The organism is Marisediminicola sp. LYQ134 (genome assembly GCF_046599635.1).
Classification (GTDB): domain Bacteria; phylum Actinomycetota; class Actinomycetes; order Actinomycetales; family Microbacteriaceae; genus Marisediminicola.
On sequence record NZ_JBKIWP010000002.1, the window covers coordinates 752,638 to 772,208 of the forward strand.

Sequence of the window (19,571 nt, forward strand, 5' to 3'; positions counted from 1 at the left end):
CCAGAGTAGGAGCGCCGCGGCATCCGCTGATCGAGGTGTGGGGGAGGTCATAGCGCGACCGGGTGCCACAGTGTGCTCGCGCACAATGCGGTGACACACGGCTGACACATTGCCGCCCTAGTGTTTCGCCATGGTTTCGCCCGAAACTCCCCCGACCGAGGCGTTCGACGCGGCCATCACCGTCGCCGACGTGCTCGAGTGGCCGGGCTTCGACGTGACGCTCGTGGCCGGTGCGACAGGCGTCGACCACCGGGTGCGCTGGGCGCAAGCGACCGAACTCGTCGACCCGTCGCCCTATCTGCGGGGCGACGAGATCATCCTCACCGTCGGGTCGGACCTCGATACGGCCGCGAAGTGCGCCGCGTTCGTCGACGCGCTCATCGCGAGCGACGCCGCCGCGATCGGACTCGCCGTGGATGTCGTCGACCACACCCCTCCCGCGGGGCTCGCCGCGCTCGCCGACGCCCGCGGCCTCGCGCTCTTCACCGTGCCCAACACTCTGCCGTTCGTCGCGTTCACCGAGAAGCTCGCGGCGCTGCACGGGGCGGCACGGGAGCGCGTGCAACGGCGACGCGACAACGGTCTCCTGCTCGACTACATCCGCCGCGGTCTCGCGAGCCCGTGGGTGCTGCGCGACCAGCTCGGCGGGGAATTCGCGGCGGCCTCGACCTTCGGCACCGTGTGTCTCGCGGCGGGAACCGATGTGGCGATCGGTGGGCTCACGGTCGTCGGCGACCTCGACAGCCACACCGTCGTCGTGGCCGAGCACGATTACCTGCAGGCGTTTCTCGATTCGGATGCCGCGGGCGTGGTCGGTGTCGGACGCATGGCGCCGCTCGACCAACTGCACCACTCACTCAAAGAGAGCGTTGCGGCGTTCGCGATCGCGACGTCGCGGCGTCGCTCGGCCGGTCCGCGCGACCTCGCCTCACTCTCGGGCCTGCTCGGGCGCATGTCGTCAGACCAGTTCGCGCCCTTCCGCGACCACGTGCTCGCCCCGCTCGAACAGCACGACGCCCGGCACGGAACCCAGCTCGTGCAGACCCTCGACGCCTTCTTCGCGAGCGGCGGATCGGTTTCGGCAACCGCGACAGAGCTGTTTCTGCACGTCAACTCGGTGCGCAACCGGCTCGCGCGGGTCGAAACCATCACGGGGCTCGACCCGACGGTTTTCGGGGACCGCGTCACGCTGACCCTCGCGCTCGAGAGCCGCGGGCGGTAGGTGGGGGCGGGGTGGTGCTGGTGCTGCTGTCGGAGCTGCAGGAGTTCGCGTCATTCGCGGAGCAAAACCTCCTGCAGAACGTGTGGGATCAACAGAAACTCCTGCGCTGGGGATGAACCCGAGGGCGAGAGCCGGTGTCGCGAGCGAACGGCCGGCACCCGAACATCCGGCCCGCGTGAGCGGAGCACGTCGTCGCGTGCGCGGAGCAGGTCGTCGCGTGCGCGGAGTAGGACGGCGGATGCGGCGCGCCGGGCTGTGTGCCCGCCGCGCCGCATCGGGTGCCGCAACTCCTACTCCGCGCACGCGCGCGCCCGCGAGCGAGGGCTCCTCCGCCTACGGCTCGCGGCGAGCGGTCCTCCACAGTCCGATGCCGAGCGGGATGCCGACCCACACGAGCAGCGACACGAGCAGCTTCGGCCAGTCTTCACCGGTCATCTCGCCGCCCATGAGGGTCGCGAGGGTGAGGCTCATGTCGAGCCACTGCGCGGGTTCCGCGAGCGCTTCGATCGTGAAGGTGAGAATCGACCACACCGTCGGCAGCGCGAGGTAGGCGACGATCGCGATGGGGGTGCTCAAGAACGCGAGCCCGAACGCGACGCCCTGCCACACGAGCAGGATGAGTGCGAGCGCGGTTCCGGCCACGATTCCCCAGTCGAGCGCCCACGAGCCGTCGCCGTCGAGCCACACGAGGCCGATGACGTTGGCGATCGCGCTCGCGGCGAGCGTGACGAACATGACAGCGACCCCGAGCGAGCTCGCCGACGCGAGCTTCGCGAGGTTCACGCGCGTGCGCCGCGGTTCGAGGGTGAAGGTCGACAGTGCCGTGCGGGCCGACCACTCGCTCGTCGCCGCCATCACCCCGATGAGCGGCAGCAGCAGCAGTTGCCCGGTCGACGCGGAGGCCGTGAGGTTCGTCCAGGTGTTGAACTCGGCGTCCGCGGTGAACAGGTTGAGGGCGATGAAGCCCGCGCTGATGATCGCGATGGCGACGAGCAGCCACAGCCCGGCGCGGGTGTCGAGCTGTTTGCGCAGCTCCACCGCGCACAGTCTCAGAAACGGGATACCCCCGGTCGGGCGGATGCTCGTGCCCGACGTGCGGGCGGCGAACAGGTCGTCGGGCGGGGCCGACAGGGACGTCGAGGTCGAGGTGCTGGGGGTGGTCATGCGGGCACATCCTCTCGCCCGTGCTGGGCGGTCATAGAGAAAAAGAGGTCTTCGAGCCCGGCGTTCGCTGCCGGGCGCAGGTCGGTAACGACGACGCCCGCGGCGAGCGCGAGGCGCCCCACGTCGTCGACGGTCGCCGAGGTCGAGATGCCGTCGCCGGCGGGGGTGACGTCGAACCCGGCGGCGGTGAGCTCGCGCGTGAGGGCGGCGTCGTCGAGGCTGCGCACCTGGGTGCCTTTCGACGCGAGCAGTTCGTCAGCGCTGCCCTGGGCGAGAATCCGGCCCTGCCCGATGATCACGAGGTCGTCGGCGACGGCCTCGACCTCGAGCAGCAGGTGGGAGGACAGCAGCACCGTGCCACCCGACGCGGCGAACGACGTGAGCACACCGCGCATCCATCGGATTCCTGCCGGGTCGAGCCCGTTGCTGGGTTCGTCGAGGATCAGCACGGCGGGATCGCCGAGCAGCGCGCTCGCGAGACCGAGGCGCTGGCGCATGCCGAGGGAGTAGCCGCGGATGCGTGCGCTCCCCTCCTTGGCGGTGAGGCCGACGACGTCGAGCACCTCGTCGGCACGCCCCGGGGCGAGGCCCATGAGCTGGGCGGAGATCGCGAGCGACTCGCGCCCGGTGCGACCGGGGTGCTGGGCTGCGGCGTCGAGCAGCACGCCGACGTGGCGTCCGGGGTTGTCGAGTTGGCGGAAGGGCACGCCGAGCACCGTGCTCGACCCCGACGTGGGGGAGGAGAGGCCGACGAGCATGCGCATGGTCGTGGACTTTCCGGCACCGTTGGGGCCGAGGAATCCGGTGATCCGCCCGGGCTGGGCGGTGAACGACACGTCGTCGACGGCCGCCCGGGAGCGATAGTGCTTCGTGAGATTGGTTGCGGTGATCATGGTGTTCAGCCTCTCGGCGCCGCGGCCGCCGCGGATCGGAGCGCGGTCTCGACCGTCTCCGACTTTGGGTGGAGCAGGTCGAGCCCCAGAGGGGAGAGGATGCCTGCGGCCGCACCCTAGGCTCGAGACCGTGACCGACAGGCGAAGTTCCGTGCCGCCGCAGCGGTCGACGCGAGCACGGCCAGTCGCGGCATCCGGGGCCGAGGCATCCCGCGCCCCGCTTCCGGCCGCGCTGCCCGCCCCGCCGCTGCAGGCGTGGTCGCGCATCTGGCGCTACCTGCTGGTGCTCGCCACCGGCGCACTGTTCTGGATCTTCACCCTCGCCGAGTTCGTCGGTTTCGGGCCCGACGAACTGTCGGAGCGCGACAACGCGGTGATCACCGGTTTCATGCTGCTCGACCTCGTGCTCGGCGGCGTCGCTGTGGCGCTGCTCCCGCTTCGCCGCCGCCACCCTGTGACGATCGCCGTGATCACCGCGGGGCTCTCCTCCGTCTCCGTGTTCTCCATCGGCGCGGCGATGCTCGCCATCGTCTCGATGAGCACGCGGCGTCGCTGGAGGCCCGTGGTCGCCGTCGGTGTCGTGTGGATCGCGTGCACCGTGGTCTACGAGTTCGTGGTGCGCCCGAGCGTGGCCGGCGAGCAAACCGAGATGTATTCGAGCTGGGCGTCGGGCGGCATCGCGATCGCCGTCTACGGCATCCTCGTGGCGACGGGGTTCTACGTCGGCGCTCGCCGCGACCTCCTCGCGTCTCTGCGGGAGCGCGCGCTCAACGCCGAACGCGAGCAGGCCCTGCGCGAGGAGTCGGCCCGGGAGGCCGAGCGCACCCGCATCGCCCGCGAGATGCACGACGTGCTCGCCCACCACATTTCGCTCGTCTCCCTGCACGCGGGAGCCCTGACCTACCGCACTGACCTCACGCGCGACGAGACCGCGCAGGCGGCGACGGTGATCCAGAACAACGCGCAGCTCGCGCTCACCGAGCTGCGGCAGATTCTCGGGGTGCTGAGGTCGAGCGAGGGCGGTTCGGGGGCCGCGGGCGGAGCGGGCGCCGCCGACGGCGCGGATGCTGCGGACGGCGGCCGCGCCGACGCGGAGCGCCTCGACGCCCGAGTCGAACCGCCGCAGCCGACCCTCGCCGACCTGCCCGCGCTGCTCGACGACTCCCGCGAGGCCGGAACGGACGTGACCCTGGATGCTGGCGTGACTCCGGATGCGGGCGACCTCGACCTCGCCCTCGCCGTCGACCTCGAGGGCCTGGGCGAGTCGGTCTCCCGCACCGCATACCGGATCATCCAGGAGGCACTCACCAACGCGCGCAAGCACGCGCCTGGCGCACCCGTGACGGTCGAGCTGGAACGCCGGGACGCCGAGCTGCGTGTCACCGTGCGCAACCCGGTGCGGCAGGCATCCGTTGCTGGCACCAGGGAATCAGGCGGCAGCGGTAGCGGCGTCGGCCTCACGGGCCTGCAGGAGCGCGCGGAGCTCGCGGGCGGGTCGCTCGCGCACGGCGTCGACCGCGGCGACCACTTCGTGGTGACGGCGAGGCTGCCATGGGAGTGACGGCGGGTGGCGAGGGCGAGCGAGCGCCCGCACCCCGCACGCGCCTCGCGATCGTCGACGACGACGCCCTCGTGCGGGCGGGACTGCGGATGATCCTCGGCGGGGACGCGTCGATCGACATCGTGGGCGAGGCCTCCGACGGTCGGGACGCCCTCGAGGTCATCGCCGCGACGGCACCGCACGTCGTGCTCATGGACATCCGCATGCCCCGCCTCGACGGGCTCGAGACCACCAAGGCCCTCACCGCTCGCGGCGACCGCGCGCGGGTGATCGTGCTCACGACGTTCGACACCGACGAGCTCGTGCTCACGGCCCTGCGGCACGGGGCGGTCGGGTTTCTGCTCAAAGACACCCCGCCCGCCGAACTCGTCGACGCCGTGCGCAGGGTCGCGGCGGGCGAGTCGATCCTGTCGCCGAGCGTCACGGCGCAACTCATCGCCGCCGTGACCGGGGGGTCGGATGCGCGGCGCACCCACGCCGTCGCCCTGCTCGAGCGGCTCACCGACCGCGAACGCGACGTCGCGATCGCCGTCGGCCGCGGGCTCTCCAACGCCGAGATCGCCGCCGAGCTCTACATGGGAGTCGCGACCGTCAAAACACATATCGGGCACCTGTTCACCAAGCTCGAGGCGAGCAATCGCGTGCAGATCGCCCGCACCGTGCACGACGCGGGGTTGACGGGGGAGTAGGGCGCGGGCGCGGGTGCGAACCGCGCGGCCCCGGTCGCCGACCGAATTGCAGGAGTTGCCGCGTTCGGGAGGTCAGAACCTCCTGCGACACGTGTGGGGTCAGCAAAAACTCCTGCAGCGCGGTCGATCGGGGGAGCCGCACACGGTGTTCGCCGCGCATCGCCCGCCCCGCGAGCATCCGAGGTCCGCGGGCGCGGATTAGGACTCCGGATGCGGCGCGCCGCCCCCTGCGCCCGCCACGCCGCATCCGCTGCCGCAACTCCTACTCCGCGCCCGCAACTTGCGCGCGAGACCCCGCACCCAGACACCGAGCCCGCGCCCCGCCCCACCTCAGTTCAGCAGCCCCCCGAAGAGCAGCGACACCATCATGGCGATGACGACCGAGTTGAAGACGAAGGCGATGATCACGTTTCCGCGCACGACACCCCACGCTTTGCGCGAGCTGATCTGTGCGGGGGTGGTGGCGGCCATGGCGGACACGAGCGCCGCGAGGGTGAGGTAGTCGCTGAAGCGGGGGCGCTCCGGGAAGTGGAATCGGAGGTGCTCGCCGTCGTCGGCCGCGCCGAGGCGAAGGTAGTTCTGTGCGAACGAGAAGACCATGAGAATCCACGACGTGGCCACGGTGACGAGCGCGGCGATGACGTAGATCGGTTCCCCGCGAAACTCGGGTCGCTGCGCGATCACGATCGTGATGACCACCGCGAGCACTGCGGCGGAGAGGGTCGTGTTTGTCGCCCCGCTCATTCCGAGAACGCGGGCGGGCAGTTTGCGTTCGCCCTCGTCGTCTGCGGCGGTCTGCAACGCGAGCGTGGTCTGGTCGAGTCGCGAGTAGACCCAGGTTCCCCACCCCACGTAGATGCTCGTCTGAACAACCCACAGAATCACGAAGCCTGTGACCTGCACCCGCAATTCGTTGCTGCCGTCGAAGCTCGTGAAGTTGATGAGGCACAGGAGCACGACGACCATGACGAGCACAGCGATGACGCTGCTCACGAACACGCGAACGAGGTCGCTGTTCCAGCGGGAGACTCTCGGCCGGGGGTCGCGGCGCGGTTCGGGCCGCGGGTCGGGTCTTGAGCTCGGTGTGTTCGCATCCATAGGGCTATCTTTCTGATGCTCGGGGCAGATGGCGGCCCCACTCGGGGGTGTGTTCGGGGGCGGATGCGCGGTCCCTACTCCGGGATGGCGGCGACCGCCTCGATCTCCACGAGCGCACCCGGGAGCGCGAGCGCGTGCACGCTCAGCGCCGTGATCGCGGTGCGGTTGTCGCCCCACACGTCCCGCGACGCGGCGAATCCGGCGCTCGGGTCGACGCCGGGGGCGAGGTAGATCGTCAGTTTGGCGACATGCTCGGGGCCTGTTCCGGCGGCGGCGAGCACGCTCAGCACATTGCGGAGTGCTTGCGCGGTCTGCGCGGCGATGCCATCGACGAGGTCGCCCGCGCTGTCGATGCCGTTCTGTCCGCCGACGTAAAGCGTTGCGCCGGCGCGCGTGATCGCCCCCGAACTGAACGCCGGGTTCTGGGGAAGCTCGGGCGGGTCGATGAGGGTGATGAGGTCTGACACGGGGTCCTCTCGGTTCTGCGGTGCGGGATGCACCCCATAGTTGCGTCAACCGGTGACGTGCACCAGTGACGCCCGTCGAAGGGGGTGTCGGAATTGCAGGAGTTGCGCGCTCGAAGACCCCGAAACCTCCTGCAACGAGCGCCTGCTCAGCAGTTCCTCCTGCGCTACCGCGCCGCCCCCGCCCCACCCTGCGCAAGACTGGACCCATGCCCCCCGTCGTCGCGCCAGCCTCGCTCGCGCGCCTCCCGCAGCTGGCGTGGCTGATGGCGCACACGTTCAGTCGCAACCGGGCGCTCGCGGTGGCATCGTGGCCGATGTCGGTCGCGACCCTGCTGCCGTATGCGCTCCGCAGGGTGCTCTACCGATCGCGCGACGGCAACGGAATGGTCATTTTCGGCCGCTACCGCCCGGTGTTCGACTTCGTTCTGGCCATCGCGCTCGCGCTGCTCATCTTCGCCGGGATGGTGGCCACCGCAGTCGCGCTGTGGGTGACCGTCGGTCCGCTCGGTGTGCTGGCTGCCGCGCTGCTTTTCGTGGTCATCGGAATCGCCCCCCTCGCCATGATGTCGACCGCGGGCTTCACCATGGCGGTGGGCTCCGAGACGCCGCCCGGGCAGCGATGGACCGTCATGGCGTTGACCCAGCGCCGCGGCACGCGGATGTCGGCACTGCTGTTGGCCCGCCGTCTGCTCGAAGCGGTGCCGCCGGGCGCGCTCGTCGTCGCGGTCGCCGACTCCCCCGCGCTCGCCGACGGATATGTGCGCCTCGGGTTCGAGCGCGGTGCCGGGCCCCGGGTGTTCCGCCGGTGCTGATGCGCCCCTGATCCCGCCGGCGAAAAGACCCGATTACCGCACGCCCGGCCCCACCTGTCAAGCATCCGCCCGCATCTCGTCGACCGGTTGACGTGCCGGATGCCGCCGACTTACGTTCTTCTCACTTGCCCCGGTCTTCGGCAAAACTCGTTCATTCGACAGGAGGACCGGAAATGTCCATCAAAGACGTTGCAGTCGACACGCTCGCCCGCACCGATCGGCCCGCCGAGGTCGACCTCACCGAAGCCACCGTGCGCCAGGTGGCTCTCGGAGGATGGCGGGTCTCCGACTCCCTCCTCCGCGACGACGACCCGCGCCACCTCCTCGGGTACATCGAGATCCGCGACGACCAGTTCGAGGTCATGGTGGTCGGGGCCGACTTCACCTGGGCTCTCTTTCCCACGATGCCGGGCGCGATCGAGCACCTGCTCACGGTCGGTCGGCGGGAGGCGGTCACGCGTGCGGCGAGCGGACTGTCGTCGAACGCGATGCTCCCGCGCACCTCGCTCGACGACCTGTAGGCGCGCGCCACTCGCCTGACACGAGTGGCGTGGGCGCAGGAGTTCTGTGCGTGCGGCGTCCCATTTCTCCTGCGAGAGGTGCGGGTTCAACAGAAACTCCTGCAAGCCCGCGCCGCCGCGCCGCGCCGCGCCGCGCCTCGCCGCGCCACGCCCTCAGTACCGCGCCGCGAACCCGCCGTCGGCGTGCAGCAGCTGCCCGGTCACCCACGCGCCGCGAGGGGAGACGAGAAACGACACGAGGTCGGCGACATCCGCCGGCGTTCCGAGGCGCCCGGTCGGTTGCGCGGCGAGAGCAGCAGCCCGCACCTCGTCGGTCATCCACCCGGTGTCGACGGGGCCGGGGTTGAGCGCGTTGGAGCGGATGCCGAGGTGCCCGAGTTCGCGGGCGGCCGCGATCACGATGCGGTCGAGGGCGCCTTTGCTCGCGCCGTATGGCAGGTTGTGCGTCGTGTGGTCGCTCGTGAGGGCGACGATCGCGCCGCCATCCAGCGACTCGTCTGCACCGCGAGCGGCCTCGATCTGCCGGGCGAATTCAGCGATGAGCAGCCAGCTCGCGCGGGTGTTGACCGCGAAGTGCCGGTCGAAGCTCTCGACGGTGGTGTCGAGAATGCTCGAGTCGACGCTCTCCGCATGGCTGAGCACGAGGGCGGACGCGGTGCCGAGTCGCGCGCTGACTTCGCCGAAGAGAACGGATGCGGCATCCGCTCGTTCGAGGTCCACGGGAACGGCGATGGCGTGCTCGCCGAACTCCGCGAGCAGACCCTCGAGGCCGGTGGCTCCGCCGTTGACGCGGTCGTCGTAGGGGGTGAAGTAGCTGACGGCGACGGTCCACCCGTCGGCGATGAGGGTGCGCGCGATGCCCGCGCCGATGCCTTCGGGGCGGCCGACCCCGGTGATCACTGCGACAGGTCGTGACATGTGCGGGAGTCTACGGCGGGGTCGGGGCGGCGTGGACGGCATGAGCGGGGCTAGTCGCCGCCGCCACCGCCCCCGCCGTCTCCACCGCCGCCATCGTTGCCGTCGCCCGCCTGCCCGGTCGAGTCTTTGGCGTGTGTGCCGCCGTCGATCGCCGGTGCGCCACCCTCGCCCCCGGCCTTGTCGGGGCGTTTCGCCCGTGCTGCCGCGGAGCCCGGGCGTGTGGCCGCGCCACCGGCGAGCGGGCCGTCGGCGTCGGGGTCTGTGCCGAGCGGTCCTTTCGGCGGCTTCGGCTTCTTCATCCTCGCAACTCCCATGGAGAAGAACGCGAGCCCGAGGGCGACGAACGGCAGCCCGATGGCCCAGTTGTCCATGGTGAGGAAGAACACGAAGCCGACGGCGAAGAACACCACCCCGAGTGCCGGATAGGTGCTGTTCGCGTCGGCCTTCTTCTTGGCGGCGTTGTCGTCGTTCCGCGATTCGCTCATCCCTCCACGGTAGCGAGCGGATGTCGGCGGCAACTCCGTCGCGCGGGGGAAAGCGCGCTCGGGCGCTCGGGTGAGCGTCGCCCGCTCGCCCGCTCGCCCGCCCGCCCGCGCGCTCGAACACGTGCGCGGAGTAGGACTCCGGATGTGGCGCGCCGCCCCGTGCGCGCGAAGCACGGCGTGTCCGGCCCCGACTCCTACTCCGCGCCCGCCCCGCCGCGCTCACCAGACCCCGCGCCCGCCCCGGCGCGCCCGCCGCCGCGCTCACCAGACCCCGCGCCCGCGGCCTACGTGCGCGGCAGGATCGTCGCCGCGACGACCGCGTTGGTGATGACCGCCGCGAGGGTGCGCGTGACGGCGTCGGATGCCGCGGCCGCGCCCCAGTCGCCGCGCTCGAGCTCTTTGCCCCGGGTGTACACGTCGCCGCTCCACGGAATCTCGCTGTGAAACTGCGGCAGGGTGCCGCTCGCCGAGAGCAGCGCGATGCTCGCGCCGGTGCGCGGGCTCGGTGCCTCGCCGTCGACGAGTGCCGCCCGCACCTCCGTCATCAGCTCGGCGCGCCGGTCGCTGCCGAGGGTGAGCTTCGTCGACGGGAAGATGCCGAGCGTCTTGCCTTTCGTGCGGGTGAGGTCGCCCCGATCGACGAGCCGGTCGAGAACGGGTTCGCGCAGCTGAGGGCCGATCGCGGCGAGCACAGTCTGCACGCCGCGAGGTTTCTCGGTGATGTACGACCACGCGGGCGCGAGGAGCTCGTCGCCGGGCGACGCATCGCCGATCGGATGCACCCGCGTGCTCAGTGCGCCATGCTTGTGCAGCTCGACCCGCTCGGCGAGCGCGAGGTCGCCGAGAACAGCCCCGCCGAGCACGTAGAACAGAATGTTCTCGCCCGCGATGGAGCCCGAGTCGGGCTGGAAGAGCAGCAGGAGAACGTCTTCGATGAGGAGGGGTGCGTCGGCCGGGGGCCGAGGCCCGCTGTCTGCCGAGCGTGTGGTGAGGTCATCCGGCATCGTGGTCGTCTCCTTCGGTCGGGGGTGTGGGGTCTGCAGTCGCACCACCCGCGTCGCTCTCCGCCCGCGCCAGGATGCTCGAGCGCGCGAGAACATCGAGCTGGGCTTCGTTGAAGAGCTCGACCATGGTTTCGGCGAACGTCTCCTGGGTGACGCGGGGGCCGCGCGGGAGGTGTTCGGCCGGGTCGGTCAGCCACGGGTAGTCCCTCAGGTGTTGTGCGATCTGCGGGGCGAAGATCTCGGCGATCCGCTGTCGGGTGGCGTCGTCGGCGTCGGGGGTCAGCGCGGCGAATTCGGCGTCGGTGTCTTCGGGCTCCGACTCGACCATCTTCTTGAGGTCGGTCATCGCCGACTCGTCGTAGAGCTGGGAGTAGACGAGCATGAGCGACCGCTCCGATGTCGACAGCCGGCCGGCGATGTCTTCGAAACCGGGTGGCACATCCGTGGCGGTCGACCCGGCGAGGATGGCCCGGATCTCGCCGCGGGCGCGCTGCAGCCGTTCGATGGTCGCGGCGAGGTCGGCGTCGATCGACAGGAGCGCCGCCGTCGGGGTCTCCCCGCCGCCCGCCACCGATTCGATCTGCGCGAGCGGCACACCGAGGTCGCGCAAGCGGCGGATCTGCAGCAGCCGCACGAGGTGCCGAGCACCGTATTGCTTGTAGCCGTTGCTCGTGCGGTCCGGCTCGGCGAGCAACCCCTCGCGGTGGTAGTGGCGCACCGTGTTCACGGTCGTGCCCGCGAGCTCGGCGATCTCGCTCGTACTCCACGGCATGACGCCTCCTTCTCTCTACTGCACGCGGATGTCTGCGCCGCAGTCGTGAGCCCATTCAAGACCCTGTTCCGACAACCGGGTCAAGAGGTCTCGTCGTTCTCTCATGGAGAACGACGCAGCGCTTGACCCTGTGCCGAGAACACGGTCTTCACTGCAGTCATACCCGCGGATGGCCGACCGGCCGCCCGCGAACCGACTTTGCAGAAAGAACGGACATGGACAACCCCTACGAGTGGCTTCAGAACTTCATCGACCAGGTGCCCGGCATTCTCCAACCCGTGATCGTGGCGCTCGCCGCCGCGATCCCCTACATCGAGGGCGAGGGTGCCGCGGCGTTCGGAATCATCGCCGGCATCAACCCGATCGTCGCCGCGCTCGCCGCCATGGCGGGCAACATCCTGTGCGTGATCGGCGTGGTGCTGCTCGGCTCGCGCATTCGCGAACGGGTCGTGGCGAAGCGTGCGGCCGCGCAGCGTGCTGAGGCGAAGCGCGCGGCCACAACCTCGGCGACGAGCCTGGTCGGCACCGACGGCAGCGTGATCACGCTCGAGAACCCGAACGACGCGTCGACCGAATCCGACACCGGGCCCGCCGACCCGAACGCGAAGCCGACCCGGCGCGCGAAGGGACGCGCGCGCCTCACGCGCTGGATGGTGCGCTTCGGCGTTCCGGGCGCGAGCATCCTCGCCCCTCTCGCGCTTCCGACCATGCTGACCGCCGCGTTCTTCGTCGGCTCGGGGGTGTCGAAGCAGTGGGTGATCCTGTGGCAGGTCATCGCCATCGTGCTGTGGACGGGCGCGATCGCCCTCGCCGCGACCGGCGTGCTCGCGCTCGTCGGGTGGTGATGGTGAGGTTCGGCCACGTTGCCAGTGCCGCGTAACTACCGGCCCGACTTCGCTTTCTTCCTCGCGCTCTGAGCCGTCCACACGAACGAGAGTCCGAGGATCACGAACGGCATGCCGATGACCCAGTTCTCGACCGTCAGAACGACGGCGATCCCGGCAGCCACGAACACGACCCCGATCCACAGGTTGACGGTGACCGCCTTTCGGGCCTGCTCCGCCGCGATCGCGCTCGACTCTGCCCTCGATGTCACCCGCGGGTCGGGTCGCGGCTCTGCTTTCTCGTGGTTCGGCGTCTCGCTCATGCCTCCACGGTAACGAGCGGATGTTTGCGGCGACTCCGTCGCGCGGGGGACTCCCTGTTGCGAACGCACCGAAGCCTGACGCTAAAGGATGAAGGCGTTCGCGAGCGCAATCGTCGTGAGGGAGCCGCCCGCGGCGAACAGAACGATGGTCATCGTCGCCTCGCGATTCGTCGGGGGAGGCCCGACGCGTCGTCGTTGCCGCGCGATGAGAACAGACCCGGCGACGAGAAGCGCGACTCCGATAAGCACGGTGACAATCTCGAACGCGTTCATGCCACCAGGCTAGAACAGCCCCACCCCACCCCCGCTCGGGGGATCGCGACATCCGAGCCCCGCTCGTATTCTCGAACAGCCGGGGGCGGCGCGAACCAGGGGTGGTCATGTCGGATCTTCGTGCACGGATGCCTGCGCAGGGCCTCATGGCCGAGGCGAGCGGGTCGGGCGTGACCGGCGACACGTCGGAGGCTCGCTCCTCCTGGTACACCGGTGCGCTCGGCGAGTTCACGGTCGCCGGGGTGCTCGCCGGTCTCGGCGAGGGCTGGACGGTGCTGCACTCGGTGCCCGTTGGCAATGCCGACTGCGATATCGATCACGTGGTGGTCGGGCCGCCCGGGGTGTTCACCATCAACTCGAAGCACCACGCATCCGCCTCGATTTGGACTGGCGGCTGGGGCCTCTTCGTCAATGGTTCGAAGACGGGTCACATCCCGAAGGCGGTCGCCGAGGCGCAGCGCGCCGAGAAGCTGTTGTCTGAGGCGGCGGGTCTCACTGTTCCGGTGGTCGCGATCATTGCGGTCGTGGGTGCTGACAAGTTCAGCGGCGAGGCCCCGCCTGCCGAGGGTGTGCTGGTCATGCCGCACACCGACCTGCTGAAGCTGCGCGACCGCCGCCGCGAGTTCAGCGACGAGCAGGTGCAGCGCATCGACGCGGCCGCAGCCCGTTCGACGACCTGGCGCTCCAAACCTCTCGCCCCCGATGGCGATCGCGACAGCCTCATCGCTTTTCTCGCAAAGATGGCGGCGGATGCTTCGGTGCACAACCGTGCGGTCAACGCCGCGGCGACGGCGGCCCGCGTGACACCTCCCGGGCCGGTGCCGTGGGCGGCCACGTCCGTGCCTTCGTCGGCACCGTTCGGCACGTCACGGAAGTCGGCGAGGGGCATGACGGTGTCGCCCAAACCGGTCACCACCGTCACCGCGCCGTCGCGATCACGACGGGCGCGCGCGAAGCCGTCGCTTGGTCGCCGCATCGGGCTCGCGTTTTTCGAGCTAGGCCTGCGGCTTGTTGGTGCAGCAGCAGTAATGGGTGCCATCTACTTCGCAGTCATGCACATTCTGCTGCCGGCGTTCCTCGCGCAGACGGCCCCGTAAGCGCTGGGCAAGCGTGCACGCCCCCAGCCAGCCCGAACGGGGGTGGCCGCGCATCCGCTCAACCCCGAAACGCAGAGCCACAGCATCTTTTACGACACGTCGATGGGTGACGGCAGGCAACGGGTTATGCGACTGGACTCGGACTCGAGGATGCGACGAGTGGACCACGGCCAAAGTGGCCCGCCGACCATCAGTCTGACGACCCGCCCCTTACTGTGCCGCGCCTTCCACGAGCCCCACGCAATGCAACGGTTCGAGCGCTCGCACTTCGCGGTGGTGCACAGCAAGCATCAAGACCAGAGGAGATTGTCTTCTGGCTTGTGTCAGTTCGACGACTTGTTCGGAACCAGGTAGTGAGGTCCCACAAGGCCGATGTGTACCTTCTTTGTCGGCCCGCTCGTGTCGTCGTAGAAGTAAACGCGAGGCGCGAGACTCCCTCCGCCTTCGGAGATTTTCAGGTGCGCGAGCATGGTCGTCTCACCTGAACTATTAACCGCCAGATCGACCTTGAATATGCGCGTGCGGCTCAGCTTGTCGTTATTTTGAACGGATTCACTCTCTGTCATGGACAACTTCTTGGTCGTTGCTGGCCATCCGAGCAACGGGCCTGACGCGCACCACTCCCAGAACCCGCCCTTGTCCCAGCCCGCGGCACGGTCCTCGGCGTACGCTGCGAGCGCGCGAAGACCGCGCCAAGTCTTGTTGCCCCAGTTGTACGCTTCCGGCGAGCTGTCGATGTCTTCAAGTTCTCGAATTGCGGAGTCCGGAAGCACGAGCCATTCAGATAGGTAAGCCTGAGCGGCCATTGCCGCTTCCGAGGTGTACTGCACCGCGTCGGGAATTGACGCCGAATCCTCATGCTGAGTACCCCACAGCAGGTCGGCCTGCCCACTGTCAATGAGCACCTTCTTGAGCCGTGACAGATGCCCGTTGGCGCTGGAAAGTTCTCTCTCCACGGAGCTCTGCTCGTCGCGAGCCACCTCGCTGTCGAACTCCCAACGCTCGCGCGCCTCGACTAGCGCACTTGCTGGAACCATCTCATCGAGAGCATCCAGGGGAAGCCCGCTCTGCTGGCCGAAAATAGCGAAGGCGTCAGGCACACGACGCCTCGTCGAGAGCTGCGCGACGGAATAGACGATCCGGTCAACTGTCGAATGACGGGCCCCTTCAAGTCGCGACCTCACGTAGTAGCGATGCCGCCATCCGTCAGAATCCTTCGATACCGCGCCGGGCGCGTAAATTCGCACACCCCCATCCCAGATTGCAAGTGAACCGAACGCATCGCGGAATTGCGTAACAGCGCTCGAGTCGAGGGTGATAACGACTGCGACCCCTTCGGCACGCGACGCGATCGTGGCTGCGACACGCTGCCAGGCGTCGGTGTTCTCACCGTTCGGTTGGGCGCACACGATGATCGGGAGGCGTCTAGTTTCGTCGGCGAGCAGATCCGTCAGAATCGATATCCCGTTGGAGGGCAGCGCGAGGGGCTCCCGCACAAGTCGACTCCCGCCCAGATGTGGCTTCGCCGCCACTCCGAGCAGTTCATGCACGATCCTTGGCCTACCGACCGACACGCGGCGAGCAAGGTCGTCGGACGACATGCTCAGCTCGACAAGGGTGTGTATGCCGGTGCCGTCAGCGACTGCGCGGATCGCCGTTACCCACTCAGTTGGGTCTCCCGGAACTATGTCCACCGCTGTCAGCTCGAATGCCTCTGAACCGATGGATCGGAGGGACACCGTTCTATCTCGCCCCTGCGAAACCTGGAAATGGCTCTCGCCCTCGGGCATCGGTTCCGGATCGGACCGCTCTTGAGTCCACACAGCGACGCAGTTGCGGAGGGTTTCGATTACGGGCACGCGATCCGCAGTAGTTGTGTCCGACCACACCGCTCTGTAAAGAACACTCATGAACCTGATTCTCCCTCGAAGTCGCGCTGAATGGTGTTCTCGTCGGCAATGCGGCCTCAATGAGTGGTGACCGCACCGCGCCGCCGTCCGTAGCTGTTGTTCGCGCATCGGGAGGCGACCTGAGTGTTCTGAAGGTTGTGGCCGTTTCTCAGACGTCTGGCGCGCCACTTTTGCCGTTTCGCGACATGTGCCGCAAGTAGTTCGGACAGGAAAACGCGACGAGTGGCAATACCAACCTCATTTGCCGGACGGCCGCAGGCGATTGGCCGCCTAAGCCACCCCGACCCACAACCCATCCCGTGCCCGGGTCATCGCCACATACAATTCGCGCCGATCCAACTCACGCCGCTCACCCTCAGACGAGTCGAGCGCCACGCTCGAGTCGTCGAGCAGCGCGGCCGGCGTGCGCGCGACGAGCACCTGCTTGAACTCGAGGCCCTTCGCTCGCTTGATCGTGCCGACCTTCACCTTGTCGTCGACGGCTCCCCGGTAGTTCAGCAGGTCGATTGTGGCGATATCCGCCAGTTCGAGTGCCTTGCGGATGTCGCGCGTCGCCCAGGTGTGCGGCGCAAGAACTCCGATGTCGCCGGGCGCGCATCCGGTGCGCAGGAGCTCGACCACGTGGGCGACGAGGGCCTTGTCGTGCGCCGACCGCGAGGGAAACCGGGTGACGGTCGGTGCCGCACCTCGGCGCGAGACGAGTGCCGCGGCATCCTTCGGCGAGGTTTCGCCTTCGATGTCGACGTAGTCGTCGCCGGCGATGAGGGTTCCGGCGAAGTCGACGATTTCGACGGTGTTGCGATAGTTCTGCGTCATGATCACGCCGCGTCCGGCGATGGAGATGCCCATCTCCGACAGCGTGTAGCCGCCCGGATAGATCGTTTGGCGGCCATCACCGATGAGGTTCAGCCCGTCAGGGCGATCGCCCACCACGTGATGCAGCATGCGGATCATCGAGCAGCTGAGGTCCTGTGCCTCGTCGACAACGACCGCGCTGTAGGTGTCGAGCGGTTCGTCGCGAAGGCTCCGCTCGGCGCGCAGGATGAGGTCGGCGTAGTCGTTGAGTCCGCGCGCTCTCATGAGCGAGTCGTAGGCGGAGTAGAGCTCCCAGACCGCGTGACGCTGCTCGGGGTTCAGCCCGCGACGGCGGCCGACGCGAGAGAGCTGCGCGTAGTCCTCGAACCGCTTGATGCCGCGACCCTTGATGACGCTGAAGATCTCTTCTTTCCAGTAGCGCTCGCTGCGGTCGACCCGCAAAAGAACCGCGGTCGAGCCGGTGGCGAGCCAGGCCGCATCGAAGGCGATGTCGGCTTTCTTCTGATCGACGAATAGTCGGATGCCGCGGTCCTTCAGCACCTCACGAGCGAACTCGTGCACGCCCATAAAGTCCACCCGGTGCGCAACTTCCGGCGCCATCCGCTGCATGAGCGATTCGAGCACGTCGGGCAGGGTGCGCACGAAGGTGGTGACGAGGACGCGCCCCGGCGTGGTGCGCGCGAGGTGGGCGGCTCGGTGCAGCCCGACGACGGTCTTGCCGGTGCCCGCGGATCCTCGGATTCGTGACGGCCCGTTGAACGACCGCTTCGCAAGCCGCGCCTGATCGGGGTGAAGAAAGGCCATCCACTCTTCGATCGGCTTGGCGCGCTCGAAGGCCAGGAGCGACGCTTCGAGCTCGTCGACGGTGATGAGCGCTTGCGGAAGGCTGACCGGAACCACGGGTTCCCGCGGAACAGATCGAAAGAACCTGCGCCGCTCGGCAAGCGGAGCAAACAGCAGCTCGACGCGGTCCGCGGTGGCTGCGAGCTCGACAGGGCCGAGTCGCTGCCCACGCCCGAGGATCAGCTTGAGCGCGCGGTCGATGCCGACGAGGTCGATGCCGTTGATGCGGCCAAGTACCCCGCCCTTGTTGGTGAACACGGCAGCGGCGTGGATCTCACCCGGTGCGACTCCGATCTCTGCGAGGTCGCTCTGGGTAGTGGCGATAAGCGACGTGAGGTTGTCGAGGCGTTCGGTGACGTCATCCTGCCCCTGAAAGACGCGGTCGCCCTGCACACGCACGTCGCGCCAACTCTTGGCGTCGACGATCCACACCCCGCTCGGCCCGACGACGACGAAGTCGACCTGCGCGCCGCTCCGGGTGCCTGGCCACGCACGGTCGGCGAACACCCGGAAGCCCCGCTCCTCGAGTGGTTCGAGCGCCGCTCCGAGTGCAGCTTCGCTGCTTGCAGCAGCCGAATACCGGCGGTGCATCTCGAGTGCGGTCTGCTGCGCGTAGGCGAGTTGCTCCGCCTCAAGCTGAAATAGCGCGGCTTGCCCCGCGGCCGAATGTCCTGCACCCACTGACGTTCCCCCGAACGCGTCGACCCTGGCCGCCGACTGCTAGTTCAGCCTCCCATAGTGAGCGGATGTCGGGTGTGGCCAGTTATGGGGGTACCGAGAAGATTTGCGAATTCCGATGTCGAAGTCGTCACGTCGAGTGGGGGCCTTTCTTTCGCGCCACGCGACATAGTCGGACCGCAGAGCCGAGGGATGTCAGCGGGCCGTTCTATTCTCGTGGGGACGGTTAGGAAATGTATTGGATACGGTTTCGCTCTTTTCTGGGGCTGGGGGTCTCGATCTCGGCTTGGCCGCGACGGGCCATGAACTCATTTGGGCCAATGACTTCGACAAGGATTCTGTTTCGACGTATCGGAAGAACATCGGTGACCACGTCATTCATGCGCCGATAGAGGCGATCTCATCGAACGACATTCCCGAGGCGGAATTAATCGTCGGGGGATTCCCATGTCAAGGTTTTTCGCAAGCAAATCTGAGACGGACTATCGAGGATCCGCGGAATAGGCTCTACAAAGAGTTCGTTCGAGTGATTACTGACAAACAGCCACTCTATTTTCTGGCCGAGAACGTCCGAGGAATATCGTCACTCGGTGGCGGGTCGGCCCTGGCGCTCATCGTGGCCGGATTCGAGGCGGCAGGTTATCGCGTTGCGGCGAAGGTGCTCAATGCAGCGGACTTTGGGGTTCCGCAGAACCGGTATCGAATGATTTTCTTGGGGACCCGAATCGACTTGCCGAACGTTGCGGACCTTCGCCATCCCCTACCGACTCATTCGTCCCGACCTGAGGATGGTTTGCAGCCGCATCGAACTCTGGGTGAATGCCTGGCCGCCGTCCCAGATCCAATCAAGTTTCCGCTGGCGGTACCTAACCAGCAATATTCTCGATACCGGGTAGTCGAGCGAGACTTCACCGGTCATCGCGCTACGAACCCAGATCGACCTTCTCCCACCATTCTTGCTCGAGGTAATGGAGGCGGAGGAGTCAACGCGACGCCTCATCCTGACGGAACAAGACGCATGAGTGTCCGTGAGAGCGCCGCGGTTCAAACCTTTCCACTCGACTTCGAGTTTGAAGGAAAACTAGGGTCCGCCTACCGCCAGGTTGGCAACGCCGTCGCGGTCAAATTCGCAGAGGCACTAGGGTCGGCGGCAAGCGTCGCGCACCGTCAGATTCCAAGCGAAAGTGGAAGGGCGGCCTGA

Annotated in this window: 20 protein-coding genes; 8 read left to right on the forward strand and 12 right to left on the reverse strand. The window is 68.1% G+C overall.

What is annotated here, in order from left to right; all coding sequences use genetic code 11:
• Positions 1-130 precede the first annotated feature (130 nt).
• Positions 131-1,222 carry a PucR family transcriptional regulator gene (locus ACLHIH_RS12155; protein ID WP_411317083.1) on the forward strand — a complete coding sequence of 364 codons (1,092 nt, stop codon included), beginning with the start codon at positions 131-133 and terminating at the stop codon, positions 1,220-1,222.
• Positions 1,223-1,555: 333 nt separating this feature from the next.
• On the opposite strand, the gene ACLHIH_RS12160 is transcribed toward ACLHIH_RS12155, so the two are convergent.
• Positions 1,556-2,386, reverse strand: coding sequence for an ABC transporter permease (locus ACLHIH_RS12160; RefSeq protein ID WP_411317084.1), 831 nt, complete (start codon positions 2,384-2,386; stop codon positions 1,556-1,558).
• Positions 2,383-3,279, reverse strand: a complete 897-nt coding sequence (locus tag ACLHIH_RS12165) for an ABC transporter ATP-binding protein (RefSeq protein WP_411317085.1) — start codon at positions 3,277-3,279, stop codon at positions 2,383-2,385. Before ACLHIH_RS12165 ends, ACLHIH_RS12160 begins: the two co-directional genes overlap by 4 nt.
• 130 nt (positions 3,280-3,409) lie before the next feature.
• Here ACLHIH_RS12165 and ACLHIH_RS12170 point away from each other — a divergent pair, with 130 nt between their 5' ends.
• Positions 3,410-4,840 carry a sensor histidine kinase gene (locus tag ACLHIH_RS12170; protein ID WP_411317086.1) on the forward strand — a complete coding sequence of 477 codons (1,431 nt, stop codon included), beginning with the start codon at positions 3,410-3,412 and terminating at the stop codon, positions 4,838-4,840.
• Entirely contained in the window at positions 4,831-5,529 is a 699-nt protein-coding gene (locus ACLHIH_RS12175) for a response regulator (RefSeq protein ID WP_411317087.1), read from the forward strand. Before ACLHIH_RS12170 ends, ACLHIH_RS12175 begins: the two co-directional genes overlap by 10 nt.
• A 330-nt stretch (positions 5,530-5,859) precedes the next feature.
• Here ACLHIH_RS12175 and ACLHIH_RS12180 read toward each other — a convergent pair whose 3' ends face one another.
• Both ACLHIH_RS12180 and ACLHIH_RS12185 read right to left on the reverse strand, forming a co-directional pair.
• Positions 5,860-6,627 (reverse strand): DUF1345 domain-containing protein, encoded by a 768-nt coding sequence (locus ACLHIH_RS12180; protein WP_411317088.1) that lies wholly within the window; start codon positions 6,625-6,627, stop codon positions 5,860-5,862.
• 74 nt (positions 6,628-6,701) lie between these two features.
• Entirely contained in the window at positions 6,702-7,094 is a 393-nt protein-coding gene (locus ACLHIH_RS12185) for a RidA family protein (RefSeq protein ID WP_411317089.1), read from the reverse strand.
• Between the two features lie 206 nt (positions 7,095-7,300).
• On the opposite strand from ACLHIH_RS12185, the gene ACLHIH_RS12190 reads away from it, so the two are divergent.
• On the forward strand, positions 7,301-7,906 hold the full coding sequence (locus ACLHIH_RS12190; RefSeq protein ID WP_411317090.1) for a hypothetical protein: 606 nt from the start codon (positions 7,301-7,303) through the stop codon (positions 7,904-7,906).
• A gap of 173 nt (positions 7,907-8,079) precedes the next feature.
• The gene (locus ACLHIH_RS12195; RefSeq protein ID WP_411317091.1) at positions 8,080-8,427 is read left to right on the forward strand and encodes a hypothetical protein; all 348 of its coding nucleotides are present in this window, start codon (positions 8,080-8,082) and stop codon (positions 8,425-8,427) included.
• Positions 8,428-8,580: 153 nt separating this feature from the next.
• On the opposite strand, the gene ACLHIH_RS12200 is transcribed toward ACLHIH_RS12195, so the two are convergent.
• From ACLHIH_RS12200 to ACLHIH_RS12215, 4 genes are all read right to left on the reverse strand, one after another.
• The gene (locus tag ACLHIH_RS12200) at positions 8,581-9,345 is read right to left on the reverse strand and encodes an SDR family oxidoreductase (RefSeq protein WP_411317092.1); all 765 of its coding nucleotides are present in this window, start codon (positions 9,343-9,345) and stop codon (positions 8,581-8,583) included.
• A gap of 50 nt (positions 9,346-9,395) precedes the next feature.
• Positions 9,396-9,830 carry a hypothetical protein gene (locus ACLHIH_RS12205; RefSeq protein ID WP_411317093.1) on the reverse strand — a complete coding sequence of 145 codons (435 nt, stop codon included), beginning with the start codon at positions 9,828-9,830 and terminating at the stop codon, positions 9,396-9,398.
• Between the two features lie 284 nt (positions 9,831-10,114).
• On the reverse strand, positions 10,115-10,834 hold the full coding sequence (locus ACLHIH_RS12210) for a GOLPH3/VPS74 family protein (RefSeq protein ID WP_411317094.1): 720 nt from the start codon (positions 10,832-10,834) through the stop codon (positions 10,115-10,117).
• Positions 10,824-11,606, reverse strand: a complete 783-nt coding sequence (locus tag ACLHIH_RS12215) for a MerR family transcriptional regulator (protein WP_411317095.1) — start codon at positions 11,604-11,606, stop codon at positions 10,824-10,826. The genes ACLHIH_RS12210 and ACLHIH_RS12215 overlap by 11 nt, the downstream gene beginning before the upstream one ends.
• Positions 11,607-11,821: 215 nt before the next feature.
• Between ACLHIH_RS12215 and ACLHIH_RS12220 the strand changes: the two genes are divergently transcribed.
• Entirely contained in the window at positions 11,822-12,451 is a 630-nt protein-coding gene (locus tag ACLHIH_RS12220) for a small multidrug efflux protein (RefSeq protein ID WP_411317096.1), read from the forward strand.
• 35 nt (positions 12,452-12,486) lie between these two features.
• Here the strand turns inward: ACLHIH_RS12220 and ACLHIH_RS12225 are convergent, their stop codons facing one another.
• Complete coding sequence (locus ACLHIH_RS12225; RefSeq protein WP_411317097.1) at positions 12,487-12,753, reverse strand: hypothetical protein; 267 nt, start codon at positions 12,751-12,753, stop codon at positions 12,487-12,489.
• Positions 12,754-12,834: 81 nt separating this feature from the next.
• The gene (locus ACLHIH_RS12230) at positions 12,835-13,026 is read right to left on the reverse strand and encodes a hypothetical protein (RefSeq protein WP_411317098.1); all 192 of its coding nucleotides are present in this window, start codon (positions 13,024-13,026) and stop codon (positions 12,835-12,837) included.
• A gap of 146 nt (positions 13,027-13,172) precedes the next feature.
• On the opposite strand from ACLHIH_RS12230, the gene ACLHIH_RS12235 reads away from it, so the two are divergent.
• The gene (locus ACLHIH_RS12235; RefSeq protein WP_411317099.1) at positions 13,173-14,123 is read left to right on the forward strand and encodes a nuclease-related domain-containing protein; all 951 of its coding nucleotides are present in this window, start codon (positions 13,173-13,175) and stop codon (positions 14,121-14,123) included.
• A gap of 323 nt (positions 14,124-14,446) precedes the next feature.
• Here ACLHIH_RS12235 and ACLHIH_RS12240 read toward each other — a convergent pair whose 3' ends face one another.
• Together ACLHIH_RS12240 and ACLHIH_RS12245 are read right to left on the reverse strand one after the other, a co-directional pair.
• Positions 14,447-16,033 (reverse strand): hypothetical protein, encoded by a 1,587-nt coding sequence (locus ACLHIH_RS12240; protein WP_411317100.1) that lies wholly within the window; start codon positions 16,031-16,033, stop codon positions 14,447-14,449.
• Between the two features lie 270 nt (positions 16,034-16,303).
• The gene (locus ACLHIH_RS12245) at positions 16,304-18,373 is read right to left on the reverse strand and encodes a UvrD-helicase domain-containing protein (RefSeq protein ID WP_411317101.1); all 2,070 of its coding nucleotides are present in this window, start codon (positions 18,371-18,373) and stop codon (positions 16,304-16,306) included.
• A 235-nt stretch (positions 18,374-18,608) separates the two neighbouring features.
• Here ACLHIH_RS12245 and ACLHIH_RS12250 point away from each other — a divergent pair, with 235 nt between their 5' ends.
• Positions 18,609-19,571 carry a DNA cytosine methyltransferase gene (locus ACLHIH_RS12250; protein WP_411317102.1) on the forward strand — a complete coding sequence of 321 codons (963 nt, stop codon included), beginning with the start codon at positions 18,609-18,611 and terminating at the stop codon, positions 19,569-19,571.